At 76.8% G+C, this 14,667-nt stretch carries 13 protein-coding genes; 7 read left to right on the top strand and 6 right to left on the bottom strand.

Annotated elements, in window-relative coordinates:
* Positions 1-15: 15 nt before the first annotated feature.
* Positions 16-1,407, top strand: coding sequence for an MFS transporter (locus ACZ6J5_RS16865; RefSeq protein WP_469392087.1), 1,392 nt, complete (start codon positions 16-18; stop codon positions 1,405-1,407).
* Complete coding sequence (locus ACZ6J5_RS16860; protein WP_469392085.1) at positions 1,404-2,198, top strand: aspartate racemase/maleate isomerase family protein; 795 nt, start codon at positions 1,404-1,406, stop codon at positions 2,196-2,198. The genes ACZ6J5_RS16865 and ACZ6J5_RS16860 overlap by 4 nt, the downstream gene beginning before the upstream one ends.
* Positions 2,199-2,298: 100 nt before the next feature.
* Here ACZ6J5_RS16860 and ACZ6J5_RS16855 read toward each other — a convergent pair whose 3' ends face one another.
* From ACZ6J5_RS16855 to ACZ6J5_RS16845, 3 genes are all read right to left on the bottom strand, one after another.
* Positions 2,299-2,931 carry a phosphoribosylanthranilate isomerase gene (locus tag ACZ6J5_RS16855; RefSeq protein WP_469392083.1) on the bottom strand — a complete coding sequence of 211 codons (633 nt, stop codon included), beginning with the start codon at positions 2,929-2,931 and terminating at the stop codon, positions 2,299-2,301.
* Positions 2,932-3,016: 85 nt separating this feature from the next.
* Positions 3,017-3,856, bottom strand: coding sequence for an isocitrate lyase/PEP mutase family protein (locus ACZ6J5_RS16850; protein WP_469392081.1), 840 nt, complete (start codon positions 3,854-3,856; stop codon positions 3,017-3,019).
* Positions 3,857-3,962: 106 nt separating this feature from the next.
* Positions 3,963-5,162 (bottom strand): hypothetical protein, encoded by a 1,200-nt coding sequence (locus ACZ6J5_RS16845; protein ID WP_469392079.1) that lies wholly within the window; start codon positions 5,160-5,162, stop codon positions 3,963-3,965.
* A gap of 281 nt (positions 5,163-5,443) precedes the next feature.
* On the opposite strand from ACZ6J5_RS16845, the gene ACZ6J5_RS16840 reads away from it, so the two are divergent.
* Positions 5,444-5,797 carry an SAV_915 family protein gene (locus tag ACZ6J5_RS16840; RefSeq protein WP_469392078.1) on the top strand — a complete coding sequence of 118 codons (354 nt, stop codon included), beginning with the start codon at positions 5,444-5,446 and terminating at the stop codon, positions 5,795-5,797.
* 13 nt (positions 5,798-5,810) lie between these two features.
* Positions 5,811-7,145: a diaminopimelate decarboxylase gene (gene lysA, locus ACZ6J5_RS16835; RefSeq protein WP_469392076.1), complete on the top strand. Its 1,335-nt coding sequence runs from the start codon at positions 5,811-5,813 to the stop codon at positions 7,143-7,145.
* A gap of 176 nt (positions 7,146-7,321) precedes the next feature.
* Here the strand turns inward: lysA and ACZ6J5_RS16830 are convergent, their stop codons facing one another.
* Entirely contained in the window at positions 7,322-8,080 is a 759-nt protein-coding gene (locus ACZ6J5_RS16830) for a DJ-1/PfpI family protein (RefSeq protein WP_469392074.1), read from the bottom strand.
* 178 nt (positions 8,081-8,258) lie between these two features.
* Between ACZ6J5_RS16830 and ACZ6J5_RS16825 the strand changes: the two genes are divergently transcribed.
* Genes ACZ6J5_RS16825 through ACZ6J5_RS16815 form a run of 3 tightly spaced genes read left to right on the top strand, consistent with a single transcriptional unit; the run spans position 8,259 to position 10,623 of the window.
* Positions 8,259-8,894: a metal ABC transporter ATP-binding protein gene (locus ACZ6J5_RS16825; protein ID WP_469392072.1), complete on the top strand. Its 636-nt coding sequence runs from the start codon at positions 8,259-8,261 to the stop codon at positions 8,892-8,894.
* A complete protein-coding gene (locus ACZ6J5_RS16820; RefSeq protein WP_469392070.1) occupies positions 8,891-9,862 on the top strand; it encodes a metal ABC transporter permease in 972 nt (323 codons plus the stop codon). Before ACZ6J5_RS16825 ends, ACZ6J5_RS16820 begins: the two co-directional genes overlap by 4 nt.
* Complete coding sequence (locus ACZ6J5_RS16815) at positions 9,859-10,623, top strand: metal ABC transporter solute-binding protein, Zn/Mn family (RefSeq protein ID WP_469392171.1); 765 nt, start codon at positions 9,859-9,861, stop codon at positions 10,621-10,623. Before ACZ6J5_RS16820 ends, ACZ6J5_RS16815 begins: the two co-directional genes overlap by 4 nt.
* A gap of 58 nt (positions 10,624-10,681) precedes the next feature.
* On the opposite strand, the gene ACZ6J5_RS16810 is transcribed toward ACZ6J5_RS16815, so the two are convergent.
* Entirely contained in the window at positions 10,682-12,526 is a 1,845-nt protein-coding gene (locus ACZ6J5_RS16810) for a class I adenylate-forming enzyme family protein (protein WP_469392068.1), read from the bottom strand.
* Positions 12,523-14,484, bottom strand: coding sequence for a CoA transferase (locus ACZ6J5_RS16805; protein WP_469392066.1), 1,962 nt, complete (start codon positions 14,482-14,484; stop codon positions 12,523-12,525). Before ACZ6J5_RS16805 ends, ACZ6J5_RS16810 begins: the two co-directional genes overlap by 4 nt.
* Positions 14,485-14,667 lie beyond the last annotated feature (183 nt).

Here is a 14,667-nt window from a genome sequence, read left to right as displayed (position 1 = left end):
CAGAGACCAGGGGACATGACAGCCACACTCACCTCCTCCACAGCGAAGCGGAGCGCCACGGGCAGCCTGCTGACCATCTCAGCGGCGCAGTTCCTGATCGCCCTCGACTTCTCCGTCATCTTCGTCGCCATGCCCAGCATGGGCGCCGACCTCGATCTGTCCGGCTCGGCCATGCAGTGGGTGGTCAGCGCCTACAGCGTGTTCTTCGCCGGCTTCCTGATCCTCGGCGGCCGGATCGCCGACCGGATCGGCCCGCGTACCCTGTTCATCGCCGCGCTCGCCCTCTTCGGGGTGGCGTCGCTGGCCGGCGGTCTGGCGGCCGGGGCGGCGGTGCTGCTGGTCTCCCGTGCCGCGCAGGGCGTCGCGGCGGCGGCGCTCCAGCCCTCGATCCTGGCCCTGCTCAACACGAGCTTCGAGGCGGGCCGGGAGCGCACCCGGGCGATGGCCGTGTGGGGCACGGTGGGCGCCAGCGGTCTGGCCGCGGGTGTCGTGGTGGGCGGTCTGCTCACCACGGTGTCGTGGCGCTGGACGTTCTTCGTGAACCTGCCGTTCGCGCTGATCTGCGTGCTCGCCGCGCCGAAGTTCCTGGGACAGGCGGACGTGCGCACCCGCAAGCCGCTGAACGTGTTCAGCGCGGTGCTGTGCACGGCGACCGTGCTCGCCTCGGTCTTCGGTCTGACCTTCGCCGCGGGTGACGGCTGGGGGGCGCCGTCGACGCTGATCTCGTTCGGGGCGGCGCTGGCCGGCCTGGTGGTGTTCACGCTGCGCGAGCGCACCAGCGAGGTGCCGCTGATCGAGCGCTCGCTGCGGGGCACCCGCACGCTGCTGGTCGGCTGCGGCGCGACGGCGCTGTACATGGCGAGCGTGGCGGGTGTCGAGTTCTACCTGGTGACGCTGTTCCTGCAGGAGAACCGGGACATGGCGCCGCTGGCGGCGGGCATCGCCTTCCTGCCGCTGGCCGTGTGCATCACGCTCGGCAACATGATCGCGGGCCGGATCATCCCGAAGGTGGGCGTCGGGGTCAGCACCCCGATCGCGTTCCTGGTCGGCGCGGCGGGCTTGGTGCTGCTGGCGCTGGGCGTGCACACCACCTCGTACTGGACCGGGATGCTGCCGGGCCTGATCGTGTCGGGCCTGGGCCACGGCATGATCTACACCTCGATGTTCGTGGGCGGCACCCGGGACGTGGACGACGCCAACCAGGGTGTCGCGGGCGCGCTCATGACGACCAGTCAGTACGCGGGCGGTGCGCTCGGCGTGGCGGTGCTGGTGATCCTGCTCGGCGACCAGCCGGCGGACTCCCGCTTCCTGCCGGGCTTCCTGGTGGCCGCGGGGATCGCGGCGGTCGGCGCGGTGTGGGGCTGGCGCGGCTTCGCGGCCCTGCGCGGGAAGGACGCCGCCGCATGACCCGCCTGGGCATCCTGGTCATCCACAACGATCCCGTGCCGGAGACCGAGATCTGGCGCGCCGCCCCGGCGGGCACCAGCGTCCACACGGCGCGCTTCGAGTGCCCTCGGCTGGACGACGCCGAGTACACGGGCAGCACGGCGCGGCTGCTGGCCGACGCGCCCGACGTGGTCCGCTCGCTGGACTTCCTCGGCCGGCTCGGGGTGGACCGGATCGCGTTCTGCTTCGGCTCGCCGAGCTTCTTCGGGGGCGCGGGCTTCGACACGGAGTTCGCCGAGGCGGCGGCGGCCCACACGCACGGGACGCCGGTGTTCACCTCGGGGCAGGCCCTCACCGGGGCGCTGGCCGCGGCGGGCGTGCGGCGCCCGCTGGTGGTGATGCCGCCGTGGTTCACCCCGCCGACGCACCGCGCCGCCGAGGCGTACCTGACGGCGCACGGCGTCGAGGAGGTGTTCGTCCACCCCTTCGAACTGGGCCCGGAGTGGGCGCACATCGCCCCGTACAACGCCTTCGACGAGGGGGCTCGCTGGGCGATCGACGGCGAGGAGGTGCGGCGCCAGACGGTCGCGGCGTTCGAGGCGACGGGCGGGCGGGCGGACGGCGTGCTGGTCCCGGGCAGCGGCTTCCGCACCCAGGAGCAGGTGCCGCTCCTGGAGAAGGCGCTGGACGTCCCGGTGATCACGGCGAACCAGTCCGTCCTCTGGTACGCCCTGCGCGAGGCGGCGGAACCCCCCACACCCCCGCCGGGCGCCCTCTTCGCCACCCTGACCCCGCAGCGGCCCCACCCGTAACCACCCCGGGGCCCCGAACCCCGTGCCCCGGCGCGCCGTCCCCCGCCGCCGGGGCACGGCCATGCCCGGGCGCGTCACGGCCGGGGACACCGGCGAGGGCCTACCCGGCGTCCTCCGCCGCCCCCGCCGCCTTCGCCGCCTTCGCCGCCGCGACGAAGTCCCCGATGCGGGCGTGGTCCTTGACCCCGGGGGCGGACTCGACGCCGCTGGAGACGTCGACGCCCCAGGGGCGGGCCCGCCCGATCGCCTCGGCGACGTTGCCGGGGTCGAGGCCGCCGGCGAGCAGCCAGGTGCCCTCGGGGCGGGCCGTGTCGAGGAGGGAGAGGTCCCAGCGGGCACCCGAGCCGGCGCGGGGCGAGTCGAGCAGCAGCACGTCCTCGCCGTAGGCGCCGACCCGGGTGTCGGGCCTCTCCTTCAGGGAGGTGGCCCGCCACAGGCGGGGGAAGACGCGGGCGGCCTCGTCGAAGTCGGCCCGGGTGTACGTGCCGTGCAACTGGAGCGCGTCGACGCCGAGTTCGCCGGCCGCTCGGGCGGCGTCGGCGGCGGCCGTGTCGTTGACGACGAGGACGGACCGCACCGGCGAGGGGACGTGCGCGGCCAGCCGCACGGCCGTGTCCCAGTCCAGGCCCCGGACGCTGGTGCCGCTGATCACCAGCCCGACCGCGTCCGCCCCGGCCGCCACGGCCGCGTCGATGTCGCCGGTCGTGGCGAGCCCGCACACCTTGACGAACACTGTTCCTCCTCGTTGCCGTTCCTGATCATCACAAGCAAGCGGATGTACGAGCTCCGCGAGGGAGCCGAGCGCGCGGTCGACCGTGTCACGACCTGCCCGCGTCCGGGTGCGCGGGCTCGGCCAGGAGCAGCGCGTTGAGGGTGGCGTAGTCGAATCCGCCCTCCAGCGAGGTCGTCGTGCCCTGCTCCAGCAGTTCACGCGCGGCCCGGCGGGCCAGCCCGTACGCCGCCTCGGCGAGGGAGGATCCCGCGCTGACACGGGCGGCTCCCGCCTCGGCGAGTTCGGACACGGGCCGTGCGCCGGGGCCGGCCAGGACGTTCACCGGAAGAGGTTGCGCACGCACGAGCGTCCTGACCGTCCCGGCATCCGGTGCGCCGAGGACGAAGACGCCGTCCGCGCCGGCCGTGGCGTAGGCACGGGCGCGGGCGAGCGTTTCGTCCAGCCAGGCCGTGCGGTCGCCGGGCGGCAGGCGGTGCGTGTCGATGCGGGCGTTGATGAACAGCGGGATGCCGGTCTCGTCCGCGGCCCCGCGGGCGGCCGCGATCCGTTCGGCCTGCTCGGCGACGGGACGCAGGGTGTCCTCCAGGTTGATCCCCACGGCTCCGGCCGCGAGGACGCCTCGGACGGTCTCGGCCACGCCGTCGGGGTCGGTCGCGTAGCCACGTTCGATGTCGGCGGTGACGGGCACGTCCACCGTGGCCGCGATCCGGGCCACCGCACCGAGCGCCTGGTCGCGGGTCAGGTGATCGCCGTCGCCGAGGCCGAGCGACCAGGCGACCCCGGCACTGGTGGTCGCGATCGCGGCGGCGCCCGCATCCGCCACCACACGGGCGGAAGCGCCGTCCCAGGCATTGGGCAGGACCAGCGGCGTGCCCGGTACGTGCAGGGAGCGGAACAGCCGCGCCACATCGAGAAGATTCGCCATGAGCAGCATTGCACCACGAGAGCCGGACGGGCGATCACGGCGCACACCCCGCCGGCACCACGGTCCGCCGGAGGGGCCCAGCGGGTGTGGGGCCGCGCCGGAAGGCTCAGGCGCTCTCCGCGTCCTCCTGCTCCTGGCGGTGTTCGTCCGCCGCGTAGGGGTGGACGTAGCGGTCCTCGCCGAAGGGGGTGAACCAGGTGCCGAAGCCGAGGACCGGAGGCGGCGCGTCCGCCGGGGCGCCCGGGACGGGTCCGGGGCGCCCCGGCGGACGCGCCGCCTCCGGTGCCTCAGGGCCGTCGGCGAACAGCCACTCCACGTCCCCGTCCTCGTACACCTCCGCCGCGAAGTGCTCCAGCGCCGCCGTGACCTCGGCGTCCAGCAGGCCGTACAGGTCGAGAGTGACGTGCGCCTGCTCCAGGAGGAACTTCAGGACCAGCTCCTCCGCCAGGCAGCCGAGCCGGTCGAAGCCGCCGTCGGTGAGGCGGGTGGTGAGGGCGATCGCGGTGACGAGGAAGCGGCGGGCGAACAGCTCGTCGTAGCGGGAGGCGTAGCGGGAGGGCAACTGGTCCAGGTGCCACAGGTGGCCCTCGCAGCCCGCGACGTCGGTGTCCTCCTCGGCGAGTGCCTGCACGTCGTCGTACAGCTCGTCGATCAGGACCTCCGCCCCGTACACGAGCGCCCCGGCGGCCAGTTCGGCGCCCCCGGGCCCGACGACCGGCCCCCCGGCGGCCTCGGCATCGCCCTCGGCGTCGCCCTCGGCGTCGCCCTCGGCTGAGGCGGGGGCGGCGGCTCCGAAGTCGGCCGGGGTGAACGACCTCAGCCGCGCCGCCATGGCCCGGATCTCGGCCTCGGGGTCGTGCGTCTCCTCGGCCGCCTCGACCGCCTCGTCCGCCTTCAGCGCGTGCTGGGCGCGCCGCACCTGCGGGTCGCTCGGCGGGGCGTCGGGCCCGTCGGCGGCCTCCAGGCTCTCCCGGGCCAGATCGGTGTGGAGCTTGACCTCGCTGCTCTCCACGGTCCATTCGGCCAGCACCTCGGAGCGTTCGAGCACCTCCTGGGTCACGGAGCCGACCGCGTCCTCCGCGATCTCCAGTGAGGGTGCCTCGACGAACACCTTGAGCACCGCGCCGCCCGGATGGACCCCGACCACGACGTCGAGGACGTCGACCTCCACGCCGTCGGGCCCCTCGACCCCGGCCACGGAGTCGAAGCCCCGCTCCAGCAGCGTCCCGGCCCCGATCCGGCTGAGCTCGTCCAGCTCCGGAGCACCGTCGGCTATGCGCGTTTCCACGGTTACGACGTACGTCACGACGGCAAGCGTGCCAGCTCGCCGCGCGTGGATCGAGGTGATCGACCAATATCGCGCAATCTCGTCGCCGGCCCGCCCCGGACCGCCGGGCCCGCCCGCCCGAAGCGTCCGTTCCCGGCTCCGTTCCGACTCCCTTCCGGGCGCGTTCCGGCGAACGATTCGCGTCAAACCGGCGTCAGGGCCGCGTCAGGGGAGGTCCCGGGCGGACCGGGCGGGCGTAGCTTCGTGGTCGGCTCCGGCGCGAACGGCGCCGGGGCGCACGCCCGTTCCCGGGAGGAACCATGACCCACGTCCAGTGCGGCGAGCTGTACGGCGACGATCCCGAGCCCGCTGAACAGGTGCCGGCCGGACGGCTCTGCGTCCCCGTCCGGCCGGTCCCGCACGGCTGCGCGGCCCGCCTCTTCCGGACCCCCGTCGGGGCCCGTACGGCGGTCGCCTTCACGACGCCGGCCCGGCTGCGGGCCGTCCTCGGCGCCGCCCAGCCGTGGACCCCGCTCGCCGAACCCGCGCTCCGGGCGCTGGTCCGTCCCCTGGGCATCGACACCGTCACCGTGGACCCGGCCCTGACGGCACCGCCGCCGGACGCGCCGCGGGTGCCGGACGCGCCGCTCGCCCTGACGCCCTCCGCGTGCTGAGGGGCGGGCCGAGATGACCGTCACGCCGCTGCCTCCGGTCGCCGCGCCCGCCGACGGGCTGTCCGTCTGGCCCGCCGGGACCGTCGAGGGGCCCGACGGGCGCCTGTCCGTCGGCGGGGTGCCGCTGGACGAGCTCGCCGGGAGCCACGGCACCCCGCTGTACGTCCTCGACGAGGCCGAGGTCCGCGAGCGCTGCCGCGCCTATCGCGACGCCTTCCCCGGCGCCGAGGTCCACTACGCGGCCAAGGCGTTCCTGTGCCGCGCCCTCGCGCACTGGGTCGAGGAGGAGGGCCTCGGCCTGGACGTCTGCTCCGCCGGGGAGCTCGAACTCGCCGTCACGACCGGTTTCCCGCCCGAGCGGATCCTGCTGCACGGCAACGCCAAGTCTCCCGAGGACCTGCGGACCGCGCTGCGGCTCGGCGTCGGGCGGATCGTCATCGACAGCCCCGCCGAGATCGCCCGGATCGCCGCCGCCGTCGCCCCGGACGAGCGGCAGCGGGTGATGCTGCGGGTCACCCCGGGCATCTGCGCGGGCGGGCACGCCAAGATCCGCACCGGCTCCGACGACCAGAAGTTCGGGCTGTCGCTGCGCGACGGGCACGCCCAGCACGCGATCGCCCGGGTGCTCGGCCAGCCCCGGCTGCGGCTGACCGGGCTGCACTGCCACCTCGGTTCGCAGATCACCGACGTCAAGCCGTACCTGGTCGCCGTGCGCCGGCTGGTCGGGCTGATGGCGCGGACCCGCGACGCGCACGGCGTGGTGCTGGACGAGCTCGACCTGGGCGGCGGGCACGGCATCGCGTACCGGCCCGGCGACCCCGCCCTCGACGTGACCGCGCTGGCCCGCCGGGTGCGCGCCGAGCTGGCCGAGAGCTGCGCGGGCGCCGGGCTGCCGGTGCCCCGGCTGCTCGTCGAGCCGGGGCGCGCGGTGACGGGCCCCGCCGGGGTGGCCGTCTACCGGGTGCTCGCCGTCAAGGCGACGCCCGAGCGCTTCTTCGTCGCCGTGGACGGCGGCATGAGCGACAACCCGCGCCCGGCGCTGTACGGGGTGCGGTACGCCCCGCGCCTGATCGGGCGCCGGTCCGCCGCCGCCCCGCGCCGGGCGACGGTCGTGGGACGCCACTGCGAGGCCGGGGACGTGCTCGCGGAGGAGGTCGCGCTGCCCTCGGACGTACGTCCCGGAGACCTGCTGGCGGTGCCGGTGGCCGGGGCGTACCACCTGTCGATGGCCTCCACGTACAACCTGGTCGGCCGGCCGCCCGTGGTCGCCGTCGCGGGCGGCGCGGCCCGGCTCCTCGTCCGCCGCGAGACCCAGGCGGACCTGCGGGCGCGCGACGTGGGGCTGTAGGGGACGGGAGCTCCGGGCCCCGGTGCCAGGAGCTCCCGGGCCCGGGGCGGGGAGTTCCCGGGCCCGGGGCGGGGAGTTCCCGGGCCCGGGGCGGGGAGTTCCCGGGCCCGGGGCGGGGAGTTCCCGGGCCCGGGGCGGGGAGTTCCGGGGCCCGGGACCCGGGGCCGGTCCCGGCGCTACGCCGAGGTCCAGACCGTCCCCCGGGCCTCGTACTCCAGCATCGTCTCCAGGTCGGTGGCGGTGTCGGAGCCGAGCTCGCGGCGGACCAGCCACAGGGCGAGTTCGAGGCCCGAGGTGACGCCCCCGGCGGTGACGAGGTCGCCGTCGTCGACGACCCGGGCGTTCTTGACCCGTCCGCCCCGCGCCGTGAGGTCGGCCTTCGCCTTGTGGTGGGTGGTACAGGGGCGGCCCCGGGTGAGGCCCGCCGCCGACAGGAGCATGACGCCGGTGCAGAGCGCGGCGACCGTCAGCCCCGGGCGGACGGCCGCCGCGAGGGCCCGGGGCAGGGCGCCCCGGTCGATCTCGGCCCAGACGCCGGGGCTGTCCCGCCGCGCGTAGCCGCCGCCGGGGACGACCAGCAGATCGGCCTCCTCGGGGGCCCAGGGGCGCAGGCCCCGGACGGCGGTGCCGTAGGCGGCGGTGACGGAGCGGGCGCCGGTGGCGGAGACGTAACGGACCTCCACCTGGCGGGTGGTGAAGAAGCCCGAGGCCGAGAACACCTCGTAGGGGGCGGCGAAGTCGAGCTCCTCGACGCCGTCGAAGAGCGGGATGTGCACGTGCAGCGGGCGGTTCCGGGGCGGCGCGGCGTCCCGGGCCGGTGTCGGCGCGGCGCCGGCGGCAGCGGCCGTGGCCGTGAGGGCGCCGGTCGCCCCGAGGGCGGTCGCGGCGGCCGTGGCGCCCGCGGCGGTCGTACGGAGTAACTGCCTGCGGTTCATGGGAACTCCTGAGGCTGTCGTGCCAGGTGGGATGAGTGGTGTTTCCCAGCAGGGAGTCGGGGTCCGGCTCCCCCCGGTTCCGTCCGGTCTCCGGGAACCCCCGGGCCCGGCGGGCCGACTTCTCCCCCGCCCCCGCGTGCCCGGCCGGGCCGCGGGCCGGGCGAGAGGCGGGCGGGGCATGGGCGGACTGGACATACGGATGCGGGGCGTCGGCTGCCGCCACGGGCGTACCGAAGCGGTCGCCGACGTCGACCTGGAGATCGCGGCGGGCGAGCGGGTCGCCCTCACCGGCACCAACGGCTCCGGGAAGACGACGCTCCTGCGCGCGGTCCTCGGGCTGCACCCCCGGACCAGCGGCGTCATCGAGGTCGGCGGCCGGACCGCCCGCACCCCCGCCGAGTGGGGCGCGCGCCGGCGGGCCTGCGCCTGGATCCCGCAGAAGCCGGCCGCCGGGCGCTTCCCGCTGCGCGGCGACGAGCTCCTGGCCAGCGGCGGCGCGCCGGCCGAGGCGGCCGATGCGGCGGGCCGGCTCGGCGTCGGGGGCCTGACCTCGCGCCCCGTGCACACCCTGTCCGGCGGCCAGTTGCAGCGCATGTACCTGGCGCGGGCGCTCGGCTGCGTGGCGGCGGGCGCGCGGGTCCTGCTCGCCGACGAGCCCACCGCCGCTCTGGACTTCGACGGCCAGGAGGAGGCCGCCGACGTGCTGGCCGCGCTGCCCGTGACGCTCGTCGTGGTCACCCACGACCGGGCCCTGGCCGCCCGCTGCGACCGGGTCCTGGAGATGGCCGCGGGCCGGCTGCGGGAGGTCCGGTGAACGCGCTCGCCACCGCCGACCTCGGCGCGCTGCTCGACCTGGTGCCGGTGCGGCGGGCCGGGTTCGCGCTGCTGCTCGCGGCCGTGGGGCTGCCGGTGATCGGGGTCGTGATCGTCGGCCTCGACATCATGCCGGTGCGGTTCGCGATGATGCACGTGGCCCTGCTGGGCATCGCGGTCGGCCTGCTGACCGGGCTCGACCCGATGCTGTGCGCGCTGGTCGCCTGCGCGCTGTCGGGCGCGGGCGTGGCGCCGCTGGCCCGCACCCCGGACGGACTCTCGGGCGCGATGGGCCTGTTGATGAGCCTGGCCATCGCGGGCGCGCTGCTCGTGCTCGCCGTGTCGGGCGTCAACGCGTCCGGCGCGTTCGCCCTGCTGTGGGGGTCGATCCTGTCCGTCGGCACGGCCGACCTCGTGGTCCTGGCGGCGCTGGCCGTGACCGTCCCGGCGCTGCTGTGGTGGCGGCGGCGCGAGGTGGCGCTGCTGCTGTACGACCGGGAGCTCGCCCAGTGTTCGGGCGTGCCGGTCCGGCTGCTGACCACGGCGCTCCTGGTGCTCGTCGCGGTCGCGGTCGCCGGGGCGATCAAGCTCACCGGCGCCCTGCTCGTCGACGCCCTCACCCTGCTGCCCGCGCTCGCCGCGCGGCGCCTGGGCCGCTCGCTGCGGTCGATCGTGCTGTGGGCGGTCGGCATCGGTGTCGGCGTCAACCTGACGGGCTTCCTGCTGGCCCTGTGGCTGGACTGGCCACCGGGCCCGGTCCTGGTCCTGACGGCGGGGACCGTGGTGCTCGCCGTCCATCTCATCCCCGAACGGAGATTCCGCCCATGGCGCGCTGCCGCGTCCGCACCACCGCCGTCCCCTCCCTCCGCTCCCCCGGTCTCCCCGGCCTCCCCGGCCTCCCCGGCTCTCCTCCCCTCCTCCGACTCCCCGCCCGGCGGGTCCGCCCGGTCCTTCCCGTCCTCGCACTGAGCGCGGCCCTGGTCCTGACCACCGGCTGCGGCGCCTCGAAGGCGGCTCCGGACCGCGCGGCGGGCGGGCAGCCGGGCAAGCCGGTGGTGGTGGCGACGACCACGTGGGAGGGCGCCTTCGCCAAGGCGGCCGGTGCCGAGGACGTCACGGTGATCGTGCCGCAGTCGGTCCACCACGCCCCCGACTACGACCCGAAGCCCTCCGACCTGGCGGCCGTCGCCGGGGCGGACTTCGTGCTGTACGCGCCCTTCGAACCGTACGCCGCGAAGATCAAGGAGGCGGCGGGCTCGAAGGCGCGGCTCATCGAGGTGAACCTGGACAACGAGCCCGCGAAGGCCGCCGCGGAAGTGGCGCGCCTGGGCGGCCTGTTCGGTACGAGGCAGGCGGCGGCCGACTGGAAGACGGGGCTGGACGCGGAGGTGGCACGGCTGCGCGGCGAACTGCGCGCGGCCTGGCCGGGCGGGCGCAGCCCCTCGGCCGTCGCGCAGGTCTACACGGCCTGGGCGGCGACCCTCGCGGGCGCGACGACCGTCGGCACGTACGGCCCCGACCCGGTCACCCCGGCCCAACTGGCCTCCCTGTCGGCGAAGAAGCCCGCGCTGGTCGTCGACAACGCCCACATGTCGACGGGCACGGTCCTGCCCGACTCGGGCGCCCGCCAGGTCCAGATCGTCAACTACCCGGGCCGGGACCTGGACTTGCTGGCGGTGTACCGGGGGGCGGCGGCGGAGCTGCGGAAGGGGATGGGCGGGCTGGGCTGAGACGGGGCGGCCGGCCCGCCTCGGCCCAGCCCGCTCCCCGGGGTCCCGGGGGGCGGCGTTAGCGAGCGACGGGTTCCGGGGCCGGGGCCGGAACCCGGGGCTCGGTCGCCCCGGCGGTCCCGGCGGTCCCGGCCGACCCGGTGACCCCGGTGACCCCGGTGACCCCGGTGACCCCGGTGACCCCGGTGACCCCGGTGACCCCGGCGGCCCGAGCGGCCCCCGCTGCCCCGGCCCGGGCCCGCAGCGCGCCCCGGTCGGGCTTGCCGGCGGCGGTGAGCGGGAGGGCGTCGAGGAGGAGCAGGAGCTCCGGGTGCTTGTGGCGGTCGAGACCGCGTGCGGTCAGATGGGTGCCGAGCACGGCGAGGTCCGGGGCGGCGCCCGGCCCCCTGGCCACGACGCAGGCGGCGAGCCGCTCCCCCATCAGCGGGTCGGGGACGCCGACGCAGACGACGTCGCGGATCCGGGGGTGGGCGGCGAGTTCGCGTTCCACCTCGGCGGGGCTGATGTTGGCGCCGCCCCGGATCACGACGTCCTTGAGGCGCCCGACGACGTGCAGCAGGCCCTCGGCGTCGAGGTAGCCGAGGTCGCCGGTGCGGACCCAGCCCTCGGGGGTGCGGTAGCGGGCGTCGAGTTCCGGGGCGGCGACGTAGCAGAGCGGGGTCATGGGCCCGCGCGAGACGATCTCGCCGATCCGGCCGCCGGGCAGCGGGCGGTGGGTCTCGGGGTCGGCGATCCTGATGTCGGCGACCCTCGGGTCGGGCCGGCCGACCACGATGCCCGCGGACGCCGCCCCAGGCGATCCGGACACCGCCGCCGCCCCGGCCGATCCGGACGCCCCCGGCGGTCCTTCCAGCCCCGTATGGCAGTTGACGCCGTCCGCCGACCCGTACAGGTTGACGACCGGGCAGCCGAAGCCGGCCGTGGCGGCGGTGGCGGTGGCCTCGTCGAGGGGGGCGCCGCCGAGGACGAGCGCGGTCGGGGCGGGCAGGGGGCGGGGGTCGCCCGTGCGTTCCAGGTGTTCGAGCATCATCCGGACCATGGTGGGGACGCCGAGGACATGGGTGGGCGCGTGGGCGCGCAGGGCCGCCAGCGCCGCCTCGGGCGTGAAGTGGTCGAGCAGGACGAGGGTGCCGCCGTGCCGGGCCAGGGTGACGGCCGTGCCGCTGGAGCCGAAGGCGGAGGCCAGGGGGACGAGGAAGAGGCAGCGGGGCGGGACCGGCTCGGGCATGAGGGAGCCGAGGAAGTTGCCGCGCCCGCCCGCGAGGGCGTTGTGGGAGTAGGCGACCATCTTGGGCGCGGCCTCGGAACCGGAGGAGACGAGGATGCGGGCGGCGCCGTCCGGGTCGGGGCGGGCGGGGCGGAATCCGCCGGGGGCGCCGCGCAGCAGCCGGGCCAGCGGCACCGTTCCCTCGGGTACGGTGCCGGGCCCGGCGGCGATCACGTGGCGCAGGGCCGGCAGTGCCGGTGAGAGGGCGAGGAGTTCGGCCGCCGGGGCGCGGTCCCGGTGCGCGGCGGCGGCGATGACGGCGACGGCCTCGGCGCCCCGCAGCAGGCTCTCGGCCTCGGCCGCCCCCCGGCCCACCGGGAACGGCAGGGCGACGGCGCCGAGGGCCGCGAGCGCGAGATCGGCGAGGACGGCGCCGCGCCCGTCCGGGAGCTGCACGCCCACCACGTCCCCGGGGCCGACGCCGAGCGCTCCGAGTCCCTCGGCGAGACATCGCGCCTTGCGGTCGAGGGCCGTGTAGCAGAGCGCGCCCTTGGCGTCGATGACGGCGGTGCGGTGCGGGTCGGCGATCCGCCGGGCGCGGAACAGGCTGTAGAGGTCGAGGTCGGGGCAGAGGCCCTCGTCCGCCCAGGAGCGGCGGAGCCGGGCGGGCAGCAGATCGTGCAGGACGACGGTCACGCGAAGCTCCAGGGGTCGGGAACGACGGGCGCCCCGTGCGCGTCACGGCCGATCGGGGGTACCGGGCCGGACGTGCGCGGGGGGACGGTGACGGTGACGCTGGCAGGGGCTGAGGCGGTGGCAATCGCAAGGGCGGTGGCGGTGGTGCTGCGGGCGCGCCCTGGCTCTGGCTCCGGCACCGGCACCGGCACCGGCACCGGGGTCAGCAGGTCGCGGAGGTGGGTGACGACGGGCGCGGCGGCGAGGCCGTGGGAGCGGAGCAGGGCCAGGGCCTCGGGGGTCCGCAGGGCGCGCAGGTCGTACGCGGCGGCGGCGCGGGCGGTGGAGTCGGCGGGGGCGACGTGCCCGTCGGCGGTGGCGAGGGGGGCCCGGAACCCGGCCGGGCCGCGCGGGGCGGCGCCCCGGGCGGCCCGGCGCAGGGCGGGCGCGAGCAGGGTGTCGGCCGCGCCGAGCAGCGAGGACTCCACCCGGACGCCCCGGCCGGTGCGTTCGCGCAGCAGCAGCCCGGCGAGGACGGCTTCGGCGCCGTGCAGCCCGCCGAGCAGGTCGAGGACGGTCAGCAGGGACGGTACGGGCGCCTCGCCGGCCGGGTGGACGGCCTCGCCGACGCCCGTGCGGGCCTGCACCATGAAGTCGGTGCCCATGGGGGCGTCGGGGATCCGGTCCGACCAGCCGCCGGTGTACGCGTAGACCAGGGCGGGGTTCGCGGCGCTCAGGTCGGCGGCGTCCAGGCCGAGCCGGGCGGCGTTTCCGGGGGCCCAGTTGTGGAGGAACACGTCCGCGTCGGCGGCGAGCGCGCGCAGGGCGTCCCGGTCGCGCGGCGACTTGATGTCGAGCTCGACGGCGTCCTTGCCCCGGTTGAGGGCGAGCCAGCGCGCGGAGACGCCGGAGCAGGCGGGGGGCATCCCGCGCAGGGGGTCGCCGCCCGGGGGTTCGATCCGGATCACGCGGGCGCCGAGCAGGCCCAGCAGGTGGGCGGCGAGCGGTGCCTGGATCCGGCGCCCGGCCTCCAGGACCGTCAGCCCGTCGAGGGGCCGCCCGAGCGGCGGCGGGGTGGCCCCGGAGCCGGGGGCCGACGGCGGCGGCCCGGCTCCCAGCACGCGCAGCGACCAGGGATCCGCCCCGTCGTCCTCGGCGGCCCGCTCGGCGAGCGTGCGCAGCCCGCAGACCTCGGCGCCGGAGCGGGCGGCGGCCTGCCGGACGCGCTGGATGCCGTGGGCGCGGACGGTGGCGTGCAGGGCGGGCGGGAGGGGCGCGCAGGCGGTGGCGTACCGGAACTGGAAGGGGCGCCAGCCCTCCCGTATCGCCTCGGCGGGTGCGTCGAGCTCCCGCCAGAACGCCGCCCAGGCGCCGGGGTCCAGCGTCTCCAGTTCGAAGCGGACGCCGTCGCGCGAGGTGAACGGGGGTCCTCCGGGGGCGAGTTCGACGGCTTCGGGTTCGTCGGCGCCCGCGGCGGCGAGGTACTGCGAGACGAGGAGGAGTCCGGCGCGTTCGGCGGAGGTCTCGACGCGGGCGGCGGGGGTGCCGCCTCGGGCGCGTCCGAGGAGGGCGGCGAGGAGGCCCTGGACGGCGAGGACTCCCGCGGCGGTGCCGAGGAGGTCGACGGCGAGGCCACGCGGGCTGCCGTGGCGGCGCCCGTGGACGCCCATGATCCCGGTGACGGCCTGCGCGGTGGCCTCGTCGCGGGCCGCCGATCCGGGGGCGCCCCAGCGGATCCGGGCCTCGACGGGTCCGAACCCGGCGCCGCCGACGCGGAGTTCCGCGAAGGCGGTGTCGGTGACGGCGGCGGCGTCACCGTCCGTCCCGGCCCGGGCGGGCCGTGCGGGCCGGGACGCGCGGGCGCCCAGGCGCCGCAGGTGGTCGTCGGTCACGCGGGTGAGCGCGGCCGGGCCCGCGAGCGCGAAGCGGAGGCCGTCGAGGGGGCGTGGGGTGCCCGGGCTCGTCGTCGGTGACGCCATGCGGTTCTCCTCCAGGCGCGGGTCGGGGTCGGGTGCGGTGGGGCTCGGGAACCGCCGGTCGGCCGCGCCCGACCACGTGCACGCACGCGGCCCACGGAGCCCGGGCGGCCCGGCGGTCCCGGCGGTCCCGGCGGTCCATGGGCAGACAGTCGGACGCGTGTTCTGCCGAGTTCCCGGCAGCGG

The sequence above is a fragment of the Streptomyces sp. NPDC042100 genome (genome assembly GCF_055582325.1).
The sequence above is the reverse complement of the archived record's forward strand: the minus strand, read 5'-3'. Positions and strand labels throughout refer to the sequence as shown.